Genomic DNA, 15,773 nt, shown 5'->3' on the forward strand with positions numbered 1-15,773 from the left:
CCGTCGTTGGTGATCGTGGGGGCGCCCCACTTCTTCTCCAGCACGACGTTGCGGCCCTTGGGGCCCAAGGTCACCTTGACGGCGTCAGCGAGCTGGTTCATACCGCGCTCGAGACCGCGCCGGGCGTGCTCGTCGAATGCGATCATCTTGGACGTCATTCCTGCTCCTGTGCTCTTCGATGGGGGAGGCCCGGGACGGCGCCCGCGACGGACGGTCCGTCGAGGGCGGCCGGCCTGCCCTCGGGACCTCGCCGTCCCGGCCTGCGTCGGATGATGGGCGATGGGCGGGCTTGACTGCCGGCCGCCTGCCGACACTATAACCACATCTTGCGTGTCACGCATTATGTGCGTGCCACGCAATGAATGTAGAGTTCTGCCATGAACGACGACGCCATGAACCTGCGGGCGCGCCACAAGCAGGCCACGCGCGAGGCGATCAGCCATGCCGCGCTCCGGCTGGCCATCGACCAGGGCCCCCACGGGCTGGCGCTGGTGCGCGTCCAGGACATCGCCTCGGCGGCGGGGGTTTCCCCGCGCACCTACAACAACTACTTCTCCAGCCGGGAGGAGGCGATCTGCTCCTTCCAAGCGGATCAGTCCAGACGCGCGGGACAGGCGCTGGCCGCCCGGCCGGCCGACGAGCCGCTGGATCGCGCCATCATCGCGGCCATGCTGGAGCTGTACACCGACCCCGAGCCCGACAGGGCCGGACTGCGGATGATCATGTCGACGCCGGAGCTGGAGGGCGAGGCGCTCAAGGCGTTCACCATGGCCGAGGGGCCGCTCGCCGAGGCGATCGCGGCCCGCGCGGGGATGGACCCGGAACGTGACCTCTTCCCTGCCGTCACCGCCGCCGCGGTCGCCGGGGCCATCCGCGTGGCGGGGCGGCACTGGCTCGCCCCCGGCAGCGCCGCCTCCTTCGCCGACGTCGTGCGCGACGCCCTCGCCTGTGTCGTTCCTCCCGCACCGGCTCCGCGGTCGCGTTCTTGACACCTTATATGCCACGATGGCTATATAGCTAGCCAGGCAACTACGACCCGGGGAGAGCCATGAGCACGCTCGGAACGGTGCACAGGACCGAAGACGGCCGCGTCGCCCTGCGATTCGAACGCAGACTCCGGCACCCGCAGGCCAAGGTCTGGCGCGCGATCAGCGAGACCGATCAGCTGCGTGCCTGGTTCGTGCAGCTCCTGGACTACGACCGGTTCCGGTTCGACCTCGTTCCCGGCGCCAGGATCGCCTTCGTTGACCGGCAGGGGACGATGGCCGGCGAGGGCGAGGTCGTCCGGGTCGATCCGCCGAAACTGCTGGAGTACACGTGGGGCTCGGAAATCCTGCGCTGGGAGCTGGAGCCTGACGGCGACGACGGATGCCGGCTGGTGTTCACGAACATCGTCGACGATCCTGACACCGCACCCGCGCTGGGCGCCGGCTGGCATGCCGGGCTGGACGCGCTGGAGGCCCTGCTGGACGGCCGCCCGACCGATGCCTCCGTCAGTCACGAGCTGCAGGCCGCATATCAGCGGGCCTTGGCATGAAAACCGCCTTCGAGGTCCTGGCGGAGCCCCGGCGGCGGGAGATCCTCGACCTGCTGCGCGACGGCGAACGCCTGGCCGGGGACCTCGTCGGCCGGCTGGACCTTACACAGCCGGCGGTGTCCAAGCACTTGAAGGTGCTGCGCGAGGCCGGCCTGGTCGAGGTCCGCAAGGAGGCGCAGCGCCGCTGGTATCGGCTGCGGCCCGAGCCTCTGGCGGACATCGACGCCTGGCTGGCGCCGTACCGGCGGTTGTGGAGCGATCGACTTGACGCGCTTGAACGCCACCTCGACACGACACCGGACGACTGAGCGGAATCCCGGCATCATGTCCGGCTGGTAGCTGATCGGGCGAACAGGCGCTGATGACGATCTCCCCGGCGGCGCCCGGGGGCGCCGAGCGGGGGCCGGACCTGGGCAGGCCAGGGCCCGAGCGGGCCGGGACATGGGCGGGGCATGGGGCATGAGCGGGCTGGAGCCCGAGCTGGCCAGGGCATGGGTCGGCGGGGGCGTGGGCGGGCCGGGGTTGGCGGTGCGGTGCCGTACCCCGGTCCCCGGCGGGCCTCGGGAGACTCAGCCATCTTCGAGTGTGCGCCAGAACAGGAAGGATCTCGGTGTCGCGGCGGGCGAGGTGCCCCGGCCCCGGCCCTTCGTTCGTCGCCCGCCGCGGTGTCCGCCGGTCGTCAGAGCCGGCGCAGGACCGCCACGACCTTGCCCAGGACGCTGGCCTCGTCGCCGGGGATCGGCTCGTAGTTCGGGTTGTGGGGGACCAGCCAGATGTGCCCGTCCTTGCGCTTGAACGTCTTGACCGTGGCCTCGCCCTCGATCATGGCGGCCACGATGTCGCCGCTCTCGGCGACCGGCTGCTGGCGTACGACGACCCAGTCGCCGTCGGCGATGGCGGCGTCGATCATCGAGTCACCGGCGACCTGCAGGAGGAACAGGGTGCCCTCGCCGACGAGCTGCTTCGGCAGCGCGAAGACGTCCTCGACGCTCTCCTCGGCCAGGATGGGCCCACCGGCGGCGATGCGGCCGACGAGCGGGACGTACGCGGCGGTTGGGCGGCTGACCGTCAGCTCCTCGTCGGTGGCGTCGGGGTCGACCCACATCACGGGCTCGCCCGGCAGGCGCACCTCCAGAGCGCGGGGGCGGTGCGGGTCGCGCCTGAGGTAGCCCTTGCGCTGCAAAGCGGTCAGCTGATGAGACACGCTGGAGGTGCTCGTCAACTGCACGGCCTCGCCGATCTCCCGCATGGAGGGCGGATATCCGCGCTGCTGCACCGAGTCGCGGATCACTTCCAGGATCTTGCGCTGCCTGGGCGTGAGGCCCAGGGAGTCGCGTCGGCGCACCGCGAGGTCGCTGACCCCGTTCGCGTCATCCCGCTCGGTCATGCTGCTCCTCCTCGCCCGGATGCCTGCCTCACCGGCGAAGCTCCCGTTCTGTGGTCTTCATGTCGCACACCGCGACCGTATCCCGAATGAAGATCATCTTCAAACAATTGTTCGAGTCTTCCTCGAAATTGGCGCGAGTGTGGTGTACAACATCGTACGGGAGTTCGATCGACACCGTGTTCGATTTGCTGATCTTATTTGGCCTTTTCCTCGGGCCACACGGCGGGAGGTCAACCATGCGAACGACCACAAACACGGACACGACCAGCGAAGACGCCAAACGCCTCACGCTCATCGCCGACGCCACGCAGAGCAAGGACCGACGTCCAGACAATACGCGGGCGGAAGCCGGGGGCCGCGGAAATTCCGGCAAGAGGTTGGGGTTCCCTCCGGGTGGTTCGGGAAGGCGCGGGGGCTCTTCACCCGGCGCAGGTGACGGTGCCGCCCGAGACGCCGGTTTTGACGCCGTTCGGGGTGCCGTTCGCGGTGCCGGCGGCTCGGGGCAGGGGAGGCCCCGGCTGCGCCTGGTCCCCCCGCCCCGCCCGGACGAGGACGGCACCTGCGAGGAGCCGCCCCCGGGGCGTGACGACCGCCGGGGCGCGTCCGAACGTCGTCGTCCAGGAGCCGAGGGCTCGTCCGAGACCCGCGGCTCGCTGAAGGCGGTGCGGCGGGGGCCGCCGACGGGCCGCCGCATACCCGCCCCGAGGCGACCGGACGGCGCTCCCGCCTGGAGAGCGGACGCTGTCGAGGGGCCCACAGCCCCAGGGCGGGAGGAGCAGGGCGCTCGAAGCGAGGGATGGCGAGGGTCAAAGGCCGGTACGGGTCGGGGAGGGCCTGGAACCGGCAGACGCTTCCGCCTCGGCCTGAGACGCCCCCGCCGCCTCGGGAGGGACACGCCCGCGTCGCCGCAGGCTGCGATCAAGTCCCGCAGGGGGAGAGCGGCGCCCGTTGGCCGGGAGGCGGCCGGACAGGGCGCCGTCCTCCCGGCTCCGGTAGACGGTCTTCCGTCCTCGGCGGGCGGTGCGTCCGGTGGGCGCCGGCTCTCCTTGGCTGGGAGCGGTGTCACTGAGTCCTCGGGGGCGCGGTGCGGGCGTCCGGCTGGGGAAGCCGGTCGTCCGAGGGTGCGGCGCGGCCGGCTGGGCGGGGTTCGCGGGCGGGCGGAGGCGGCGCCACCGGTGCGGTTGACGCGACGCGGGCGGGCCGTGGTGGTCGTGGCGATGGTGTTGCTGTTGCTCGCCGGCTACTGGCTCGGCACCCGGACGGCCAGTCATGCGGCGGCGCAGGCCCCTGCGTCTGGGCACGCCGCGCTCTTCTCGGTGGTGGTCCATGAAGGCGAGGCGCCGAGGAGTTTGTAGGAGTACGACGGTGCCCCGGGGTACGGCACTCGGCGGCGATCCGCCGAGTGGCGTCTCGGGGTGATGCGTGCTGGTCGCGGTCCCCTAGGCGCTCTCATGACGGCGTCGGGCGGCGAGTGTCGGGTCCTCCCTGGAGTCAGCGGCCGCCGCCGCGCCGCTGACGCGGCCGAGTCGGTGGGGCCGAGTCGGCGCGGCCGAGTTGGTGGGGCCGAGTTGGCGGGGTGCGCTGTCGTGCCGCTGGCGGGGTCGATCCGGCGGGGTCAGGCTGGTGGGGTGCGCCGCCGCGCCGCTGGCGGGATCGAGCGGCTGGGGCTGAGCCAGTGGGGCCGAGCCAGTGGGGTGCGTTGCCGCGCCGCTGGTGGCAGCCGGTGGGACCGTAGAGGGTTTGCTCGTTGGCGCCGACGGGATCAACTCGGCCGTCCGCGCCCACCTCTACCCCGACGAGGACCCGCCGCCGTGGAACGGCCTGGTCCTGTGGCACGGCGTGACGTGTAGGCGAGCCGTTTCGCAGCGGACGGTTCATCATCATGGCCGAGGGCGTTCGGCGATCCGGTTGATGAGCGTCGCTGGTCTCGATGAAGTAGGCGGCGAACGTGGCGGTGCCGGTGGGGTCCGTGCAGCCGGGCGTCCGTGCCCTTCGACCTTTTTCGGACGGGTCTCACGCCATAAAAGGGCCTTTGGCCAGGGGAAGCGGCGAGGTGACCGGGCAGGCTGAGGTGTCCGGTACCGTTGTGAGGTTTGTTCACCACCGTGGCGGTCAGCAAGGGGTGTGACGCCCTCCGACGCGACACGCCGGGCCCCTCCGGGCGCGCGTGTGCTGATCAGCCACTTCGATCGGGCGGCGCCGCTCAACTTGCGTTCATGGTCGCGCGCTTCTACGGTTGGACCACAACATCTAGTAGTTACACCGATGTAGTTCACCACACCTTGTGTTTTCGTGACCGCTCCATGGTTCTCCATGGGGTGTGCGCGAGCGTCCCGTCATGGCGGTCCGGCGGTGCGTTGTGGTGGCCGGGTCTAGGAGGCGAGCGCGTGCACTGTCCGTTCTGTCGCCACCCTGACACCAGGGTCATCGACAGCCGCTCCACGGACGACGGCGCGGCCATCAGGAGGCGCCGCACGTGTCCGGAATGCGGGCGTCGCTTCACCACCCAGGAGACCGTACTGCTCATGGTGAGCAAACGCAGCGGGGTGACGGAGCCGTTCTCGCGGGACAAGGTCGTCGCGGGCGTGCGGCGGGCGTGCCAGGGCAGGCCGGTCAGTGAGGATTCACTGGCCCAGCTCGGGCAGCGGGTGGAGGAGGCCATCAGGGCCAAGGGCGCGGCCGAGATCCCGTCCAACGAGGTGGGCCTGGCCATCCTGGGCCCGCTGCGGGAGCTCGACGAGGTGGCCTACCTGCGGTTCGCATCGGTGTACCGCGGTTTCGAGAGCCTGGCGGACTTCGAGGCCGAGATCAGGCAGTTGAAGGCGGAGAAGGGGGAGTCGTGACGGAGACGGCCAGCGGTTCAGTGGCACGCGGGGGCAAGCGTCCGCGCAAGGGACTGAAGATGAAGCGGATCTTCACCAAGCCCGGCGTGCACCCGTATGACGAGATCCAGTGGGAGCGCCGCGACGTCGTCATGACCAACTGGCGCGACGGCTCGGTGAACTTCGAGCAGCGGGGCGTCGAGTTCCCCGAGTTCTGGTCGGTCAACGCGGCCAACATCGTGACCACCAAGTACTTCCGCGGCGCGGTGGGCACGCCGCAGCGCGAGTGGAGCCTGAAGCAGCTGATCGACCGGGTCGTGGGCGTCTACACCCGTACGGGCATCGAGCACGGCTACTTCGCCAGCGACGAGGACGCCGAGATCTTCGACCACGAGCTGAAGCACGCCCTGGCGCACCAGGTGTTCGCGTTCAACTCGCCCGTGTGGTTCAACGTGGGGACGCAGTCGCCGCAGCAGGTGAGCGCGTGCTTCATCCTCTCCGTGGACGACACGATGGAGTCGATCCTGGAGTGGTACAAGGAAGAAGGCGTGATCTTCAAGGGCGGCTCGGGGTCGGGGGTCAACCTGTCCCGGATCCGCTCGTCCAAGGAGCTGCTCAGCAGCGGTGGCACCGCCAGCGGGCCGGTGAGCTTCATGCGCGGCGCGGACGCCTCCGCAGGCACCATCAAGTCGGGCGGCGCGACCCGCCGGGCGGCCAAGATGGTCGTCCTCGACGTCGACCACCCCGACATCGAGGAGTTCATCGAGACCAAGGCGCGCGAGGAGGACAAGGTCCGCGCGCTGCGCGACGCCGGCTTCGACATGGACCTGGGCGGCAAGGACATCGTCTCCGTCCAGTACCAGAACGCCAACAACTCCGTGCGCGTCTCCGACGAGTTCATGCGCGCGGTGGAGAAGGGCGACAAGTTCGGCCTGCGCGCCCGTCTCACCGGCGAGGTCATCGAGGAGATCGACGCCAGGGACCTGTTCCAGAAGATGGCCAAGGCCGCCTGGGAGTGCGCCGACCCCGGCGTCCAGTACGACGACACGATCAACGACTGGCACACCACCCCCGAGACCGGCCGCATCACCGCCAGCAACCCGTGCAGCGAGTACGTCCACCTGGACAACTCCTCCTGCAACCTGGCCAGCATCAACCTGCTGAAGTTCCTGAAGGACGACAACACCTTCAACGTCGCCGACTTCGTCAAGCTGACCGAGCTGATCATCACCGCGATGGACATCTCGATCTCGTTCGCCGACTTCCCGACCGAGAAGATCGGCGAGACGACGCGGGCCTACCGGCAGCTCGGCATCGGCTACGCCAACCTGGGCGCGCTGCTCATGGCGACCGGCCACGCCTACGACTCCGACGGCGGCCGGGCCGTGGCCGCGGCGATCACGTCCCTGATGACCGGTGTGTCCTACCGGCGCAGCGCCGAGCTGGCCGGGGTCGTGGGCGCGTACGAGGGCTACGCCAGGAACGCCGAGCCGCACAAGCGCGTCATGCGCAAGCACGCCGCGGCGAACGACGACCTGCGCACGGTCGGCACCATGGACGCCACGATCCACGCCCAGGCGTCCCGCGAGTGGTCGGAGTGCCTCAAGCTGGGCGAGAGGAACGGCTACCGCAACGCCCAGGCCAGCCTGCTCGCCCCCACGGGCACGATCGGCCTCATGATGGACTGCGACACGACCGGCATCGAGCCCGACCTGGCGCTGGTCAAGTTCAAGAAGCTCGTCGGCGGCGGGTCCATGCAGATCGTCAACCAGACGATCCCGCGGGCGCTCAAGCTGCTCGGCTACCAGCAGGAGCAGATCGAGGCCATCGTCGAATACATCGCCGAGCACGGGCACGTCGTCGACGCGCCGGGCCTGCGCCAGGAGCACTACGAGGTGTTCGACTGCGCGATGGGCGAGCGGGCGATCGCTCCCATGGGGCACGTGCGGATGATGGCGGCCACGCAGCCGTTCCTGTCCGGCGCGATCTCCAAGACGGTCAACCTGCCCGAGTCGGCGACGATCGACGACATCGCGCAGGTCTACATGGAGGGCTGGAAGCTCGGCCTGAAGGCCCTGGCCGTCTACCGCGACAACTGCAAGGTCGGCCAGCCGCTCTCGGTCGGCAACGGCGCCAAGAAGGAGGAGCCGGCCGCCGAGGTCGCCGAGCCGGAGATCAAGGTCATCGAGGTCAACCGGCCGACCCGCCGGCGCATGCCCAACCAGCGGCCGAGCACCACCACCCGCTTCACGGTGGGCGGCGCCAAGGGCTACATGACCGCCTCGTCCTACCCCGACGACGGGCTCGGCGAGGTGTTCCTCAAGATGTCCAAGCAGGGGTCGACGCTGGCGGGCGTCATGGACGCCTTCTCGGTCGCGATCTCGATAGGGCTCCAGTACGGCGTGCCGCTGGAGACGTACGTCTCGAAGTTCGTCAACATGCGCTTCGAGCCCGCCGGCATGACGGACGACCCGGACATCCGGATGGCCGCGTCCGTCATGGACTACATCTTCCGCCGTCTGGCGCTCGACTACCTGCCGTACGACGAGCGGGCCGCCCTCGGCCTGTTCTCGGCGGCGGAGCGGGCCGCGCAGCAGCGCGGGGAGGACCCGGCGGCGCTGCAGGAGGCGGTGGACCGCGAGGCGCTGGCCCAGTCGGCGCCGATCGAGGAGAAGCAGAAGCCCAAGCAGGCCGCCGAGCCGGAGTCGGTGGCGGCGGGTCAGGAGCTGACGCTGGAGAGCCACCAGCGCTTCGTCGCCGACGCTCCGCTCTGCATGACCTGCGGCACCAAGATGCGGCCGGCGGGCAGCTGCTACGTCTGCGAGGGCTGCGGCTCCACCAGCGGCTGCAGCTGAGGCGATCGTCTCCTCCGGGCCCGCCGCGGCCCGGAGGAGGCCGGCCGCGAGGCTGGTCGAGGGCAGGAGCGCCAGGCCGACGTCCCGCCATCAGGGGCGTCGGCCTTCGTTCCCTCTAATAGTTGACACGACATATATGTCGTGTCATTAATTAGGCATGGCACATGAACCCACACTGGTCTTCGTCCCCTGCTTCTCGGGTGCTCCGTGGGAGCTCGGGCGGCTCGCTCCGCTGGCGCACCGGCCGCTGCGCACGTACCGGCTGCCCGAAGGGGTGGACGACATGGAGGTCTACGCCGACCACCTCGCGGCGCAGGTCGCGGACCTGGACGACTACGTGCTGGTCGGCGACTCGTTCGGGGCGAACGTCGCGCTCGCCCTCGCCGTACGCCGGCCGGCCGGGCTGCGGGGCCTGGTGATGTCGGGCGGGTTCGCCGCCGACCCGGTGTCGTCGCCGCTCTGGAAGGGGGCGATGCGGGTCATGGGCAGGCTGCGGGGCGGGCTGTACCGGCAGGTCGTGCTGCGGGCGCACGCCCGGCGGCTGTCCTCGCCGCACGACGGGGAGGGGCAGGTGCCCTGGAGCGCGGCCGACAGCCGGCGGCTCTTCCTGGACAACACGCCGGCGGCGTCGTTCGGGGCGCGGGTGACGGCGGCGCTCGCCGCCGACTACACCGCCCGGCTCGGCCGGGTGGAGGCGCCCACGCTGATCATCACGCCGTCCCATGACGAGCTGATCGGCCCCGAGGCGGCCGGGATCATGCGGACCGGCATCCCCGGCGCTCGCGAGGTGGTGCTGGAGCGCACTGGGCACATGTTCCGGTTCACGCATCCGGTGACGTACGCGCGGGCGGTCGAGGAGTTCCTGGCCAGGGTCGGCGAGGTGGCGCATGCGGGCCGCTGAGGAGCTGCGCTACCTGATCCTGGCCGCGCAGCGGGAGGGCAACCGGCTGCTCGCCCAGGCCCTGCGGCCGCTCGGGGTGACGCCCTCCCAGGCCGAGGTCATCCGCGTCCTGGGCGAACACGGCCCGCTCAGCCTCAACGGCCTCGGCGAGCTGCTGGTCTGCGAGAGCGGCAACAGCCCGAGCCGGCTCGCCGACCGGCTGGTCACGGTCGGCCTGGTCAGGCGGGACGTGCCGCCGTACGACCGCCGCGCCGTCGAGCTGTCCCTGACCGAGGAGGGGGTCCGGCTGGGGCGGCGGATCGCGGAGGTCGAGGAGGAGCTCTACCGGTCCATCGACGCCGCCGCCGAGGGCCGCGACCTGGAGCCGGTCATCGGCTTCCTGCGGGCCTTCGTCGGCGACCTGCCCGCTGGGCAGGCGCTCGCCCGCCGCCGCTGACCGGGTCAGGAGTCCAGAAGCTCGCGCAGCACGTCGGGGCGGTTGGTGATGATGCCGTCCACGCCCTGGTCCAGCAGGCGGCGCATGGCGCTCGGGCTGTCCACGGTCCAGGCCAGCGTACGCATGCCGAGGGCGTGGACGCGCTGGACGTACGCGGCCGTGAGCGCGGTGTGCGGCGGGTTGATGAGGTCGGCGAACTTGGCCAGCCGCGGCAGCTCGGCGGCCGGCGGCGTGCCGAGGAGTCCGATCGGCACCTGCGGCAGATGACCGTGGAGGGTCCGCATGGACTGCCAGTCGAACGACTGCACCACCAGCAGGCCCGGTGCCTGCCAGGCGGGGTGCCTGCGGAGCTCGTCGGCGATGCGTCGCTCGATGCCCGGGTAGAGCGCCGGGGACTTGACCTCCAGGAGGAGGCCCATGCCGGAGCCGGCCATCGCGTCCAGCGCGTCGCCGAGCGTGGGCACCGGCTCGCCCGCGTACCGGGATCCGGCCCAGGAGCCGGCGTCGAGGCGGCGGATCTGGGCGAGCGTCAGGTCGCCGACCCGCCACGGCGACAGGTCGGGATAGACGTCCTCCACGTCGGTGGTGCGGGACAGGGTGGTGTCGTGCATCAGGACCAGCTCGTGGTCCTTGGTCTCCTGGACGTCGAGCTCGAACAGGTCCGCGCCCAGGTCGTCGGCCAGGTGGAAGGCGGCGATGGTGTTCTCGGGGGCGTACGCGGACGCGCCCCGGTGCGCGATGTCGATAGGGCTCGTGGTCGAGGTCTGGGCCCAGGCGGGGGTGGCGGCGAACGTCAGGGCGAGGGTGAGGACGAGGTGTCGGAACATGGGTCTCCTCCGTCGGGGAGAGGCCGATGAACCGACGGTGACAAGTGAGGGTGACTAAGGGTTGAGTGCAGAGTAGACCACAGATGCCCAGGTGATGAGCATCCGACACGCCACAAAGCTCACACCGGCAGAAGGTGCCGTCACCGTTCGTTCAGAGGGTCGCGGATGCGGAGCCGAGTGCCGTCCCGTACAGGCGCGCCGCCCTGATCCGGATCACCAGCCGCCGGTCGGCGACCATCCGGCGCAGGAACGCCCCTTCGTCCGCCGGGTCGGCCAGCCCCGCCTGCATGGCGAGCAGTTCCCTGCCCACCTCGTCCCCCGGCTCGCTGGTGACCGGTGACAGCTCCGCCGAGCCCTCGGCCACCGCGTACGCGTCGAAGCCGTCGCTGGCGACGTACAGCGCGCAGCGCGGGTCCCGGTGGAGCCGGCGCACCTTGGCGCGGTCGGCGAGGGACGAGATGCGGACGACGCGCTGCTCGGCGTCCCAGCGGTACAGCACGGTGGACAGCTGGGGGCGGCCGCCCGCGTCGCCGGTGGCCAGCGCGCCGAAGCGCTGCCGGGCGAGCAGCGCCGACAGCTCGTCGTCGGCGAGCGGGCGGAACGCCGGGTCCGCGCCCGGCGCGTACTGCTCCGACACCTGCCACCCCCGTCCGGATTGCGGAGGTATCACCCTATCCCTAGCTGGCGGTTCAACGTCTGGGCATCGGAGATCACCCAGTATTCGGCGAACCTGCCGTCCTCGGCCCGCAGGAGGTCGTGTCCGCTGAAGGCGATCCTGGTGCCCGGCTCGGCGGTCGCGCCGGGCAGGCCGCCCCGGTACGTCCCGGCGAACGTCCACCGCGCGGCGACCTGGTCCCCGTCCACGATCGGCCCCACGTCGAGCGTGAGCGTGACGTCCTCGAACGGCGCGTGCCCCTGCCGCAGCGCCTCGGCCAGCCCGTCGGGACCGTGGACGTCCATGCCGGGCCAGTGCCCGACGAATCCGGGGGTGACCAGGTCGTGGGCGAGCCCGAAGTCGCCGTTCCACATGTCGAGCAGCCATCGTCGGTACAGTTCGGCGATCATGCGGGGCCCCTACCCCCATACCGATAAGTTACGAGTCGTGAACCTTGCAATTACCAGCGGATATGTCGTGCCTGTCGACGGCGACCCCATCGACGGCGGCACCGTGCTCATCACGAACGGGAAGATCGCCGAAGTCGGCGCGGACGTCCGGATCCCCGAGGACGCCACGATCGTGGACGCCGCGGGCGCGTGGGTGCTGCCCGGGTTCGTCGAGGCCCACGGCCACCTCGGCGTGCACGAGGAGGCCGAGGGGTGGGCCGGCAGCGACACCAACGAGATGACCGACCCCAACGGCGCCCGGCTGCGCGCGCTCGACGCGATCAACCCCGCGGACCTGGCCTTCGCAGACGCCCTGTCCGGCGGCGTCACCACCGCGGTGATCAAGCCGGGCTCCGGCAACCCGATCGGCGGCCAGACCGTCGCCGTCAAGTGCTGGGGCAGGTCCGTCGACGAGATGCTGGTCAAGGAGCCGACGAGCGTCAAGAGCGCGCTCGGCGAGAACCCCAAGCGCGTCTACGGCGACCAGAAGAAGCTGCCCTCCACCCGCCAGGGCGTCGCCGCGGTGATCCGCGACGCGTTCATGAAGGCCCAGGACTACCGCGCCAGGAAGGACGCGGCGGCCCGCGAGGACAAGCCGTTCGACCGCGACGGCACGATGGAGGTCCTCGTCCGCGTGCTCGACGGCGAGCTGCCCTGGTGCCAGCACACGCACCGGGCCGACGACATCGCCACCGCGCTGCGCCTGGCCGACGAGTTCGGCTACCGGCTGATCATCAACCACGGCACCGAGGGGCACCTGCTGGCCGACGTCCTGGCCGAGCGGAACGTGCCGGTGATCATCGGGCCGCTGTTCACCAGCCGGTCGAAGGTCGAGCTGCGTCAGCGCTCGCTGCGCAACCCCGGCGTGCTCGCGCGGGCCGGCGTCGAGCTGGCGATCACCACTGACCATCCCGTGGTGCCGATCCACTTCCTCGTCCACCAGGCCACGCTCGCGGTGAAGGAAGGGCTCGACGCGGCCGAGGCGCTGCGCTCGATCACCGTCAACCCGGCTCGCATCATGGGGCTCGCCGACCGGGTCGGCGCGCTGCGCCCGGGGCTCGACGGCGACGTGGTGATCTGGTCCGGCGACCCCCTGGACGTGATGAGCCGGGCGCTGCGGGTGTTCATCTCCGGCAAGGAGGTGTATTCGTACACGGACGGTGAGGCTTCGGTGGCGGACCCGTACTACCGGGAATCAAGCAGCCGTTAAGCGCTTGTCGATGCGGGGGGCGCATAGTGGGCGGACCGAAGGGAAGAGAGGCACCACCATGACTGCACCGACGCTCGCGCAGCGCCCCAGCAAGGCTTTGCTGCTCGGTCTGGTCGTCTCCGGGCTCCTCGCGCTCATCACGCTGGCGGTCATGCTGGTCGCGGGCGGTCCCGTCGGGTTCGGGCTGTCCATGCTGCTCGCGTTCGCGCCCCTGCCGGTGCTGCTCGCCGCGGTCCTCTCCCTCGACCGGCTGGAGCCGGAGCCGAAGCTGCACCTCGCCTTCGCGTTCGCGTGGGGCGCGGGGGTGGCGATCGTCCTCGGCATCGCCCTGACCTTCGTGGGCCAGGAGTGGGTGAAGACCGGCTACGGCTCCGCGGTCGCCGAGAGCATCGGCACCGTCTACCTCGCCCCCGTGATCGAGGAGGCGCTCAAAGGCGCGGCCCTGCTGCTGCTCCTGCGCCGCCGCCAGGAGATCGACAACCTGACCGACGGCATCGTGTACGCCTCCATGGCCGGCCTCGGCTTCGCCGCCGTGGAGAACGTCGGCTACTACCTGCTCGCGTTCGGCGCGGACGGGCCGGGGGCGGCGATCCAGCTCTTCGTGGTGCGGGGGCTGATCGACCCGCTCGGCCATCCGATCTACACCTCGCTGATCGGGCTCGGCGTCGCCTACGCGATCACCCGCCGCACGACCTTCAGGTACGCCATGATCCCGCTGGGCTACCTCGGCGCGGTCTTCCTGCACGCGCTGTGGAACGGCGCCGCCAGCACGGGCTCGCTCACCTGGCTGGGCGGCGCCTACCTGGTGATCATGGCGACGCTCGTCACGCTGGTCGTCGTCACCGTGAACGAGCGCCGTCACCTCGTCGGCAAGATGGCTCTCTACCTGCCGATCTACCAGCACACCGGGCTGATCTCCGACGCCGACGTCCGCATGCTCACCACGCTCCCCGCGCGCAAGGCGGCCCGCAAGTGGGCCCGGCGGGCGGGCCTCGGCCGGGCCATGAGCGACTACCAGCAGGCCGCGACCGAGCTGACGATCCTCCATCTGCGGGCCGAGCGGAGGGAGCTGGACCCGGTCAGGTTCGCGGTGGAGCGGGACGCCTATCTGGGGGTCATGGCCCAGGCGCGGCGCTGGTGATCGGGCGGCGCTGGTGATCGGACCGGCGCCGGTGTCGGAGCGATCAGGCGGCCGGCCCAGCAGCCGACCGCGCAGCCGCCTGTGCAGCCGCCTGTGCCGCCGCCCGGCTGGACGACTGGCCTGACGACCGGCTGAACAATCGACCCGACGACCGGCTCGACGACCGGGCGGCTGACCAGACGGCGAGGGCCGTCACGGCGGTGAGCACGACGCACGCGCCGATCGCCACGTCCGCGCCGCGCGCCGGCCCCAGCGCCCCGACGATCGCCGCCACGCCCGCCGCCCCAAGGGACGAGCCGACATACCGGGCGGTGTTGTTGGCCCCCGACCCCATGCTCACCTGGTGCGCCGGCACGCTCTCGACGGCCAGGTGGGTGATCGCGGAGTTGATCAGGCCGGACCCGGCGCCGCTCACCGTCAGCCCCGCCACGACCAGCGGCAGCGACAGCGCCGCGCCCACGCCGAGCAGCGCGGCGAACCCGGCCGCCGTCAGCGCGAGCCCCAGCGCCAGCCGCGCGGCCGAGCTCAGCCGGACGTGCCGGGTCAGCAGCGAGCCCGCGAACGACAGCCCCGACCAGACCGCGAACAGCAGCGCCGTGTCCAGCGCCGTCAGCCCGTGCGCGACCTGCAGCACGGTGGGCAGGTAGTTGAGCAGCCCCACGATCGCGGCCCCCACGACCATCGCCGACCCCGTGCTCAGCAGGAACGCGGGCCGCCGGAACAGCGCCAGGTCCAGCAAAGGCTCCTCCCGCCGCCGCTCCACCGCAACGAACGCCGCCAGCAGCACCGCCGCCAGCACGAAGGCGCCCGGCACCACGGGCCGCGTCCAGCCGGCCCGGCCCTCGGTCACCCCCGCGACCAGCGCCGCCACGCCCAGGGTGAGCAGCACCACGCCGGGCACGTCGAAGCGGCGCCGCGCCGGCGAGCGCGACTCCTCCAGCCGGCGGGCCGCGGCGATCGCCAGCGCGGTGGCCGAGGCCGCCATCAGCGCGTAGACCGTACGCCAGCCGGTCAGCGCGGCGAGCGCGCCGGACAGCAGCGGGCCGAGCAGGGTGCCGAGGCCCATCATGGCGCCGTACCTGCCGGTGGCGCGGACCCGCCCGGGCCCCGGCGGGTAGGCGTGCCCGACGATGCCGAGGCTCGCGGCCAGCATCGCGGCGCTCGCCCCTCCCTGGACGAGCCGGGCGGCCACGAACACGGCCACCGACGGGGCCGCCGCGGCCACGGCGCTCGCGGCGGCCAGCACGAGCGAGCCCGCGACGAGGACCCGCCTGCGGCCGTGGTCGTCGGCCAGCCCGCCGGAGACCAGCAGCAGCGACGCCAGCCCGAGCGCGATCGAGCCGAGCATCCACACCGGCCCGGTGGGCCCGGCGTGGAGGTCCCGCGCCATCTCCGGCAGCGTCACCATCGGCAGCGTGAAGTTGGACAGCACCAGCAGCGGCGCGACGGAGGCCACGGCCAGGGTTCCGCGCCGCACGGCCTGAGTCGGTTCGGTCAATGAACTCATAGCGCCGGACGGTATCACGGTTCGGTGAATGAACTAACATGGGGTG

At 71.3% G+C, this 15,773-nt stretch carries 14 protein-coding genes; 9 read left to right on the forward strand and 5 right to left on the reverse strand.

Annotation, left to right across the window (positions count from 1 at the left end; genetic code table 11):
* Positions 1-377: 377 nt before the first annotated feature.
* From ACBR40_RS38645 to ACBR40_RS38655, 3 genes are read left to right on the forward strand one after another with little or no spacing between them, the layout of a single operon-like run.
* Positions 378-989, forward strand: coding sequence for a TetR/AcrR family transcriptional regulator (locus ACBR40_RS38645; RefSeq protein ID WP_371251909.1), 612 nt, complete (start codon positions 378-380; stop codon positions 987-989).
* A 59-nt stretch (positions 990-1,048) separates the two neighbouring features.
* On the forward strand, positions 1,049-1,537 hold the full coding sequence (locus tag ACBR40_RS38650; RefSeq protein ID WP_371251910.1) for an SRPBCC family protein: 489 nt from the start codon (positions 1,049-1,051) through the stop codon (positions 1,535-1,537).
* On the forward strand, positions 1,534-1,845 hold the full coding sequence (locus ACBR40_RS38655) for a metalloregulator ArsR/SmtB family transcription factor (protein WP_329592267.1): 312 nt from the start codon (positions 1,534-1,536) through the stop codon (positions 1,843-1,845). The genes ACBR40_RS38650 and ACBR40_RS38655 overlap by 4 nt, the downstream gene beginning before the upstream one ends.
* A 371-nt stretch (positions 1,846-2,216) precedes the next feature.
* Here the strand turns inward: ACBR40_RS38655 and lexA are convergent, their stop codons facing one another.
* A complete protein-coding gene (lexA, locus tag ACBR40_RS38660) occupies positions 2,217-2,924 on the reverse strand; it encodes a transcriptional repressor LexA (protein WP_091092259.1) in 708 nt (235 codons plus the stop codon).
* A 2,387-nt stretch (positions 2,925-5,311) separates the two neighbouring features.
* Here lexA and nrdR point away from each other — a divergent pair.
* The 4 genes from nrdR to ACBR40_RS38680 all read left to right on the forward strand — a co-directional run bounded on the left by nrdR (position 5,312) and on the right by ACBR40_RS38680 (position 9,938).
* Positions 5,312-5,767: a transcriptional regulator NrdR gene (gene nrdR, locus ACBR40_RS38665; RefSeq protein WP_168016843.1), complete on the forward strand. Its 456-nt coding sequence runs from the start codon at positions 5,312-5,314 to the stop codon at positions 5,765-5,767.
* Positions 5,764-8,601, forward strand: coding sequence for a vitamin B12-dependent ribonucleotide reductase (locus ACBR40_RS38670; RefSeq protein WP_344212784.1), 2,838 nt, complete (start codon positions 5,764-5,766; stop codon positions 8,599-8,601). The genes nrdR and ACBR40_RS38670 overlap by 4 nt, the downstream gene beginning before the upstream one ends.
* A gap of 157 nt (positions 8,602-8,758) precedes the next feature.
* A complete protein-coding gene (locus ACBR40_RS38675) occupies positions 8,759-9,502 on the forward strand; it encodes an alpha/beta hydrolase (protein WP_344212782.1) in 744 nt (247 codons plus the stop codon).
* The gene (locus tag ACBR40_RS38680; protein WP_371251911.1) at positions 9,489-9,938 is read left to right on the forward strand and encodes a MarR family winged helix-turn-helix transcriptional regulator; all 450 of its coding nucleotides are present in this window, start codon (positions 9,489-9,491) and stop codon (positions 9,936-9,938) included. The genes ACBR40_RS38675 and ACBR40_RS38680 overlap by 14 nt, the downstream gene beginning before the upstream one ends.
* Before the next feature lie 5 nt (positions 9,939-9,943).
* Here the strand turns inward: ACBR40_RS38680 and ACBR40_RS38685 are convergent, their stop codons facing one another.
* From ACBR40_RS38685 to ACBR40_RS38695, 3 genes are all read right to left on the reverse strand, one after another.
* Positions 9,944-10,765 carry a glycerophosphodiester phosphodiesterase gene (locus ACBR40_RS38685; RefSeq protein ID WP_371251912.1) on the reverse strand — a complete coding sequence of 274 codons (822 nt, stop codon included), beginning with the start codon at positions 10,763-10,765 and terminating at the stop codon, positions 9,944-9,946.
* A gap of 151 nt (positions 10,766-10,916) precedes the next feature.
* Positions 10,917-11,402 (reverse strand): TIGR03618 family F420-dependent PPOX class oxidoreductase, encoded by a 486-nt coding sequence (locus tag ACBR40_RS38690; protein WP_344212776.1) that lies wholly within the window; start codon positions 11,400-11,402, stop codon positions 10,917-10,919.
* A gap of 29 nt (positions 11,403-11,431) precedes the next feature.
* Entirely contained in the window at positions 11,432-11,830 is a 399-nt protein-coding gene (locus ACBR40_RS38695; RefSeq protein ID WP_371251913.1) for an ester cyclase, read from the reverse strand.
* 37 nt (positions 11,831-11,867) lie between these two features.
* Between ACBR40_RS38695 and ACBR40_RS38700 the strand changes: the two genes are divergently transcribed.
* Positions 11,868-13,079, forward strand: coding sequence for an amidohydrolase (locus ACBR40_RS38700; protein WP_371251914.1), 1,212 nt, complete (start codon positions 11,868-11,870; stop codon positions 13,077-13,079).
* A 58-nt stretch (positions 13,080-13,137) separates the two neighbouring features.
* Positions 13,138-14,220, forward strand: coding sequence for a PrsW family intramembrane metalloprotease (locus ACBR40_RS38705; protein ID WP_344212770.1), 1,083 nt, complete (start codon positions 13,138-13,140; stop codon positions 14,218-14,220).
* A gap of 43 nt (positions 14,221-14,263) precedes the next feature.
* Here ACBR40_RS38705 and ACBR40_RS38710 read toward each other — a convergent pair whose 3' ends face one another.
* Complete coding sequence (locus ACBR40_RS38710) at positions 14,264-15,727, reverse strand: MFS transporter (RefSeq protein ID WP_371251915.1); 1,464 nt, start codon at positions 15,725-15,727, stop codon at positions 14,264-14,266.
* Between the last annotated feature and the right edge of the window lie 46 nt (positions 15,728-15,773).

The organism is Nonomuraea sp. AD125B (genome assembly GCF_041402765.1).
In the GTDB taxonomy this organism is placed as follows: Bacteria; Actinomycetota; Actinomycetes; order Streptosporangiales; family Streptosporangiaceae; genus Nonomuraea; species Nonomuraea bangladeshensis.

Bases quoted from the DNA above. Each gene is read 5' to 3' on its own strand.
- ACBR40_RS38645 (WP_371251909.1), top strand. From the start codon at position 378: ATGAACGACGACGCCATGAACCTGCGGGCGCGCCACAAGCAGGCCACG.
- ACBR40_RS38650 (WP_371251910.1), top strand. From the start codon at position 1,049: ATGAGCACGCTCGGAACGGTGCACAGGACCGAAGACGGCCGCGTCGCC.
- ACBR40_RS38655 (WP_329592267.1), top strand. From the start codon at position 1,534: ATGAAAACCGCCTTCGAGGTCCTGGCGGAGCCCCGGCGGCGGGAGATC.
- lexA (WP_091092259.1), bottom strand. From the start codon at position 2,924: ATGACCGAGCGGGATGACGCGAACGGGGTCAGCGACCTCGCGGTGCGC.
- ACBR40_RS38675 (WP_344212782.1), top strand. From the start codon at position 8,759: ATGGCACATGAACCCACACTGGTCTTCGTCCCCTGCTTCTCGGGTGCT.
- ACBR40_RS38680 (WP_371251911.1), top strand. From the start codon at position 9,489: ATGCGGGCCGCTGAGGAGCTGCGCTACCTGATCCTGGCCGCGCAGCGG.
- ACBR40_RS38685 (WP_371251912.1), bottom strand. From the start codon at position 10,765: ATGTTCCGACACCTCGTCCTCACCCTCGCCCTGACGTTCGCCGCCACC.
- ACBR40_RS38695 (WP_371251913.1), bottom strand. From the start codon at position 11,830: ATGATCGCCGAACTGTACCGACGATGGCTGCTCGACATGTGGAACGGC.
- ACBR40_RS38705 (WP_344212770.1), top strand. From the start codon at position 13,138: ATGACTGCACCGACGCTCGCGCAGCGCCCCAGCAAGGCTTTGCTGCTC.
- ACBR40_RS38710 (WP_371251915.1), bottom strand. From the start codon at position 15,727: ATGAGTTCATTGACCGAACCGACTCAGGCCGTGCGGCGCGGAACCCTG.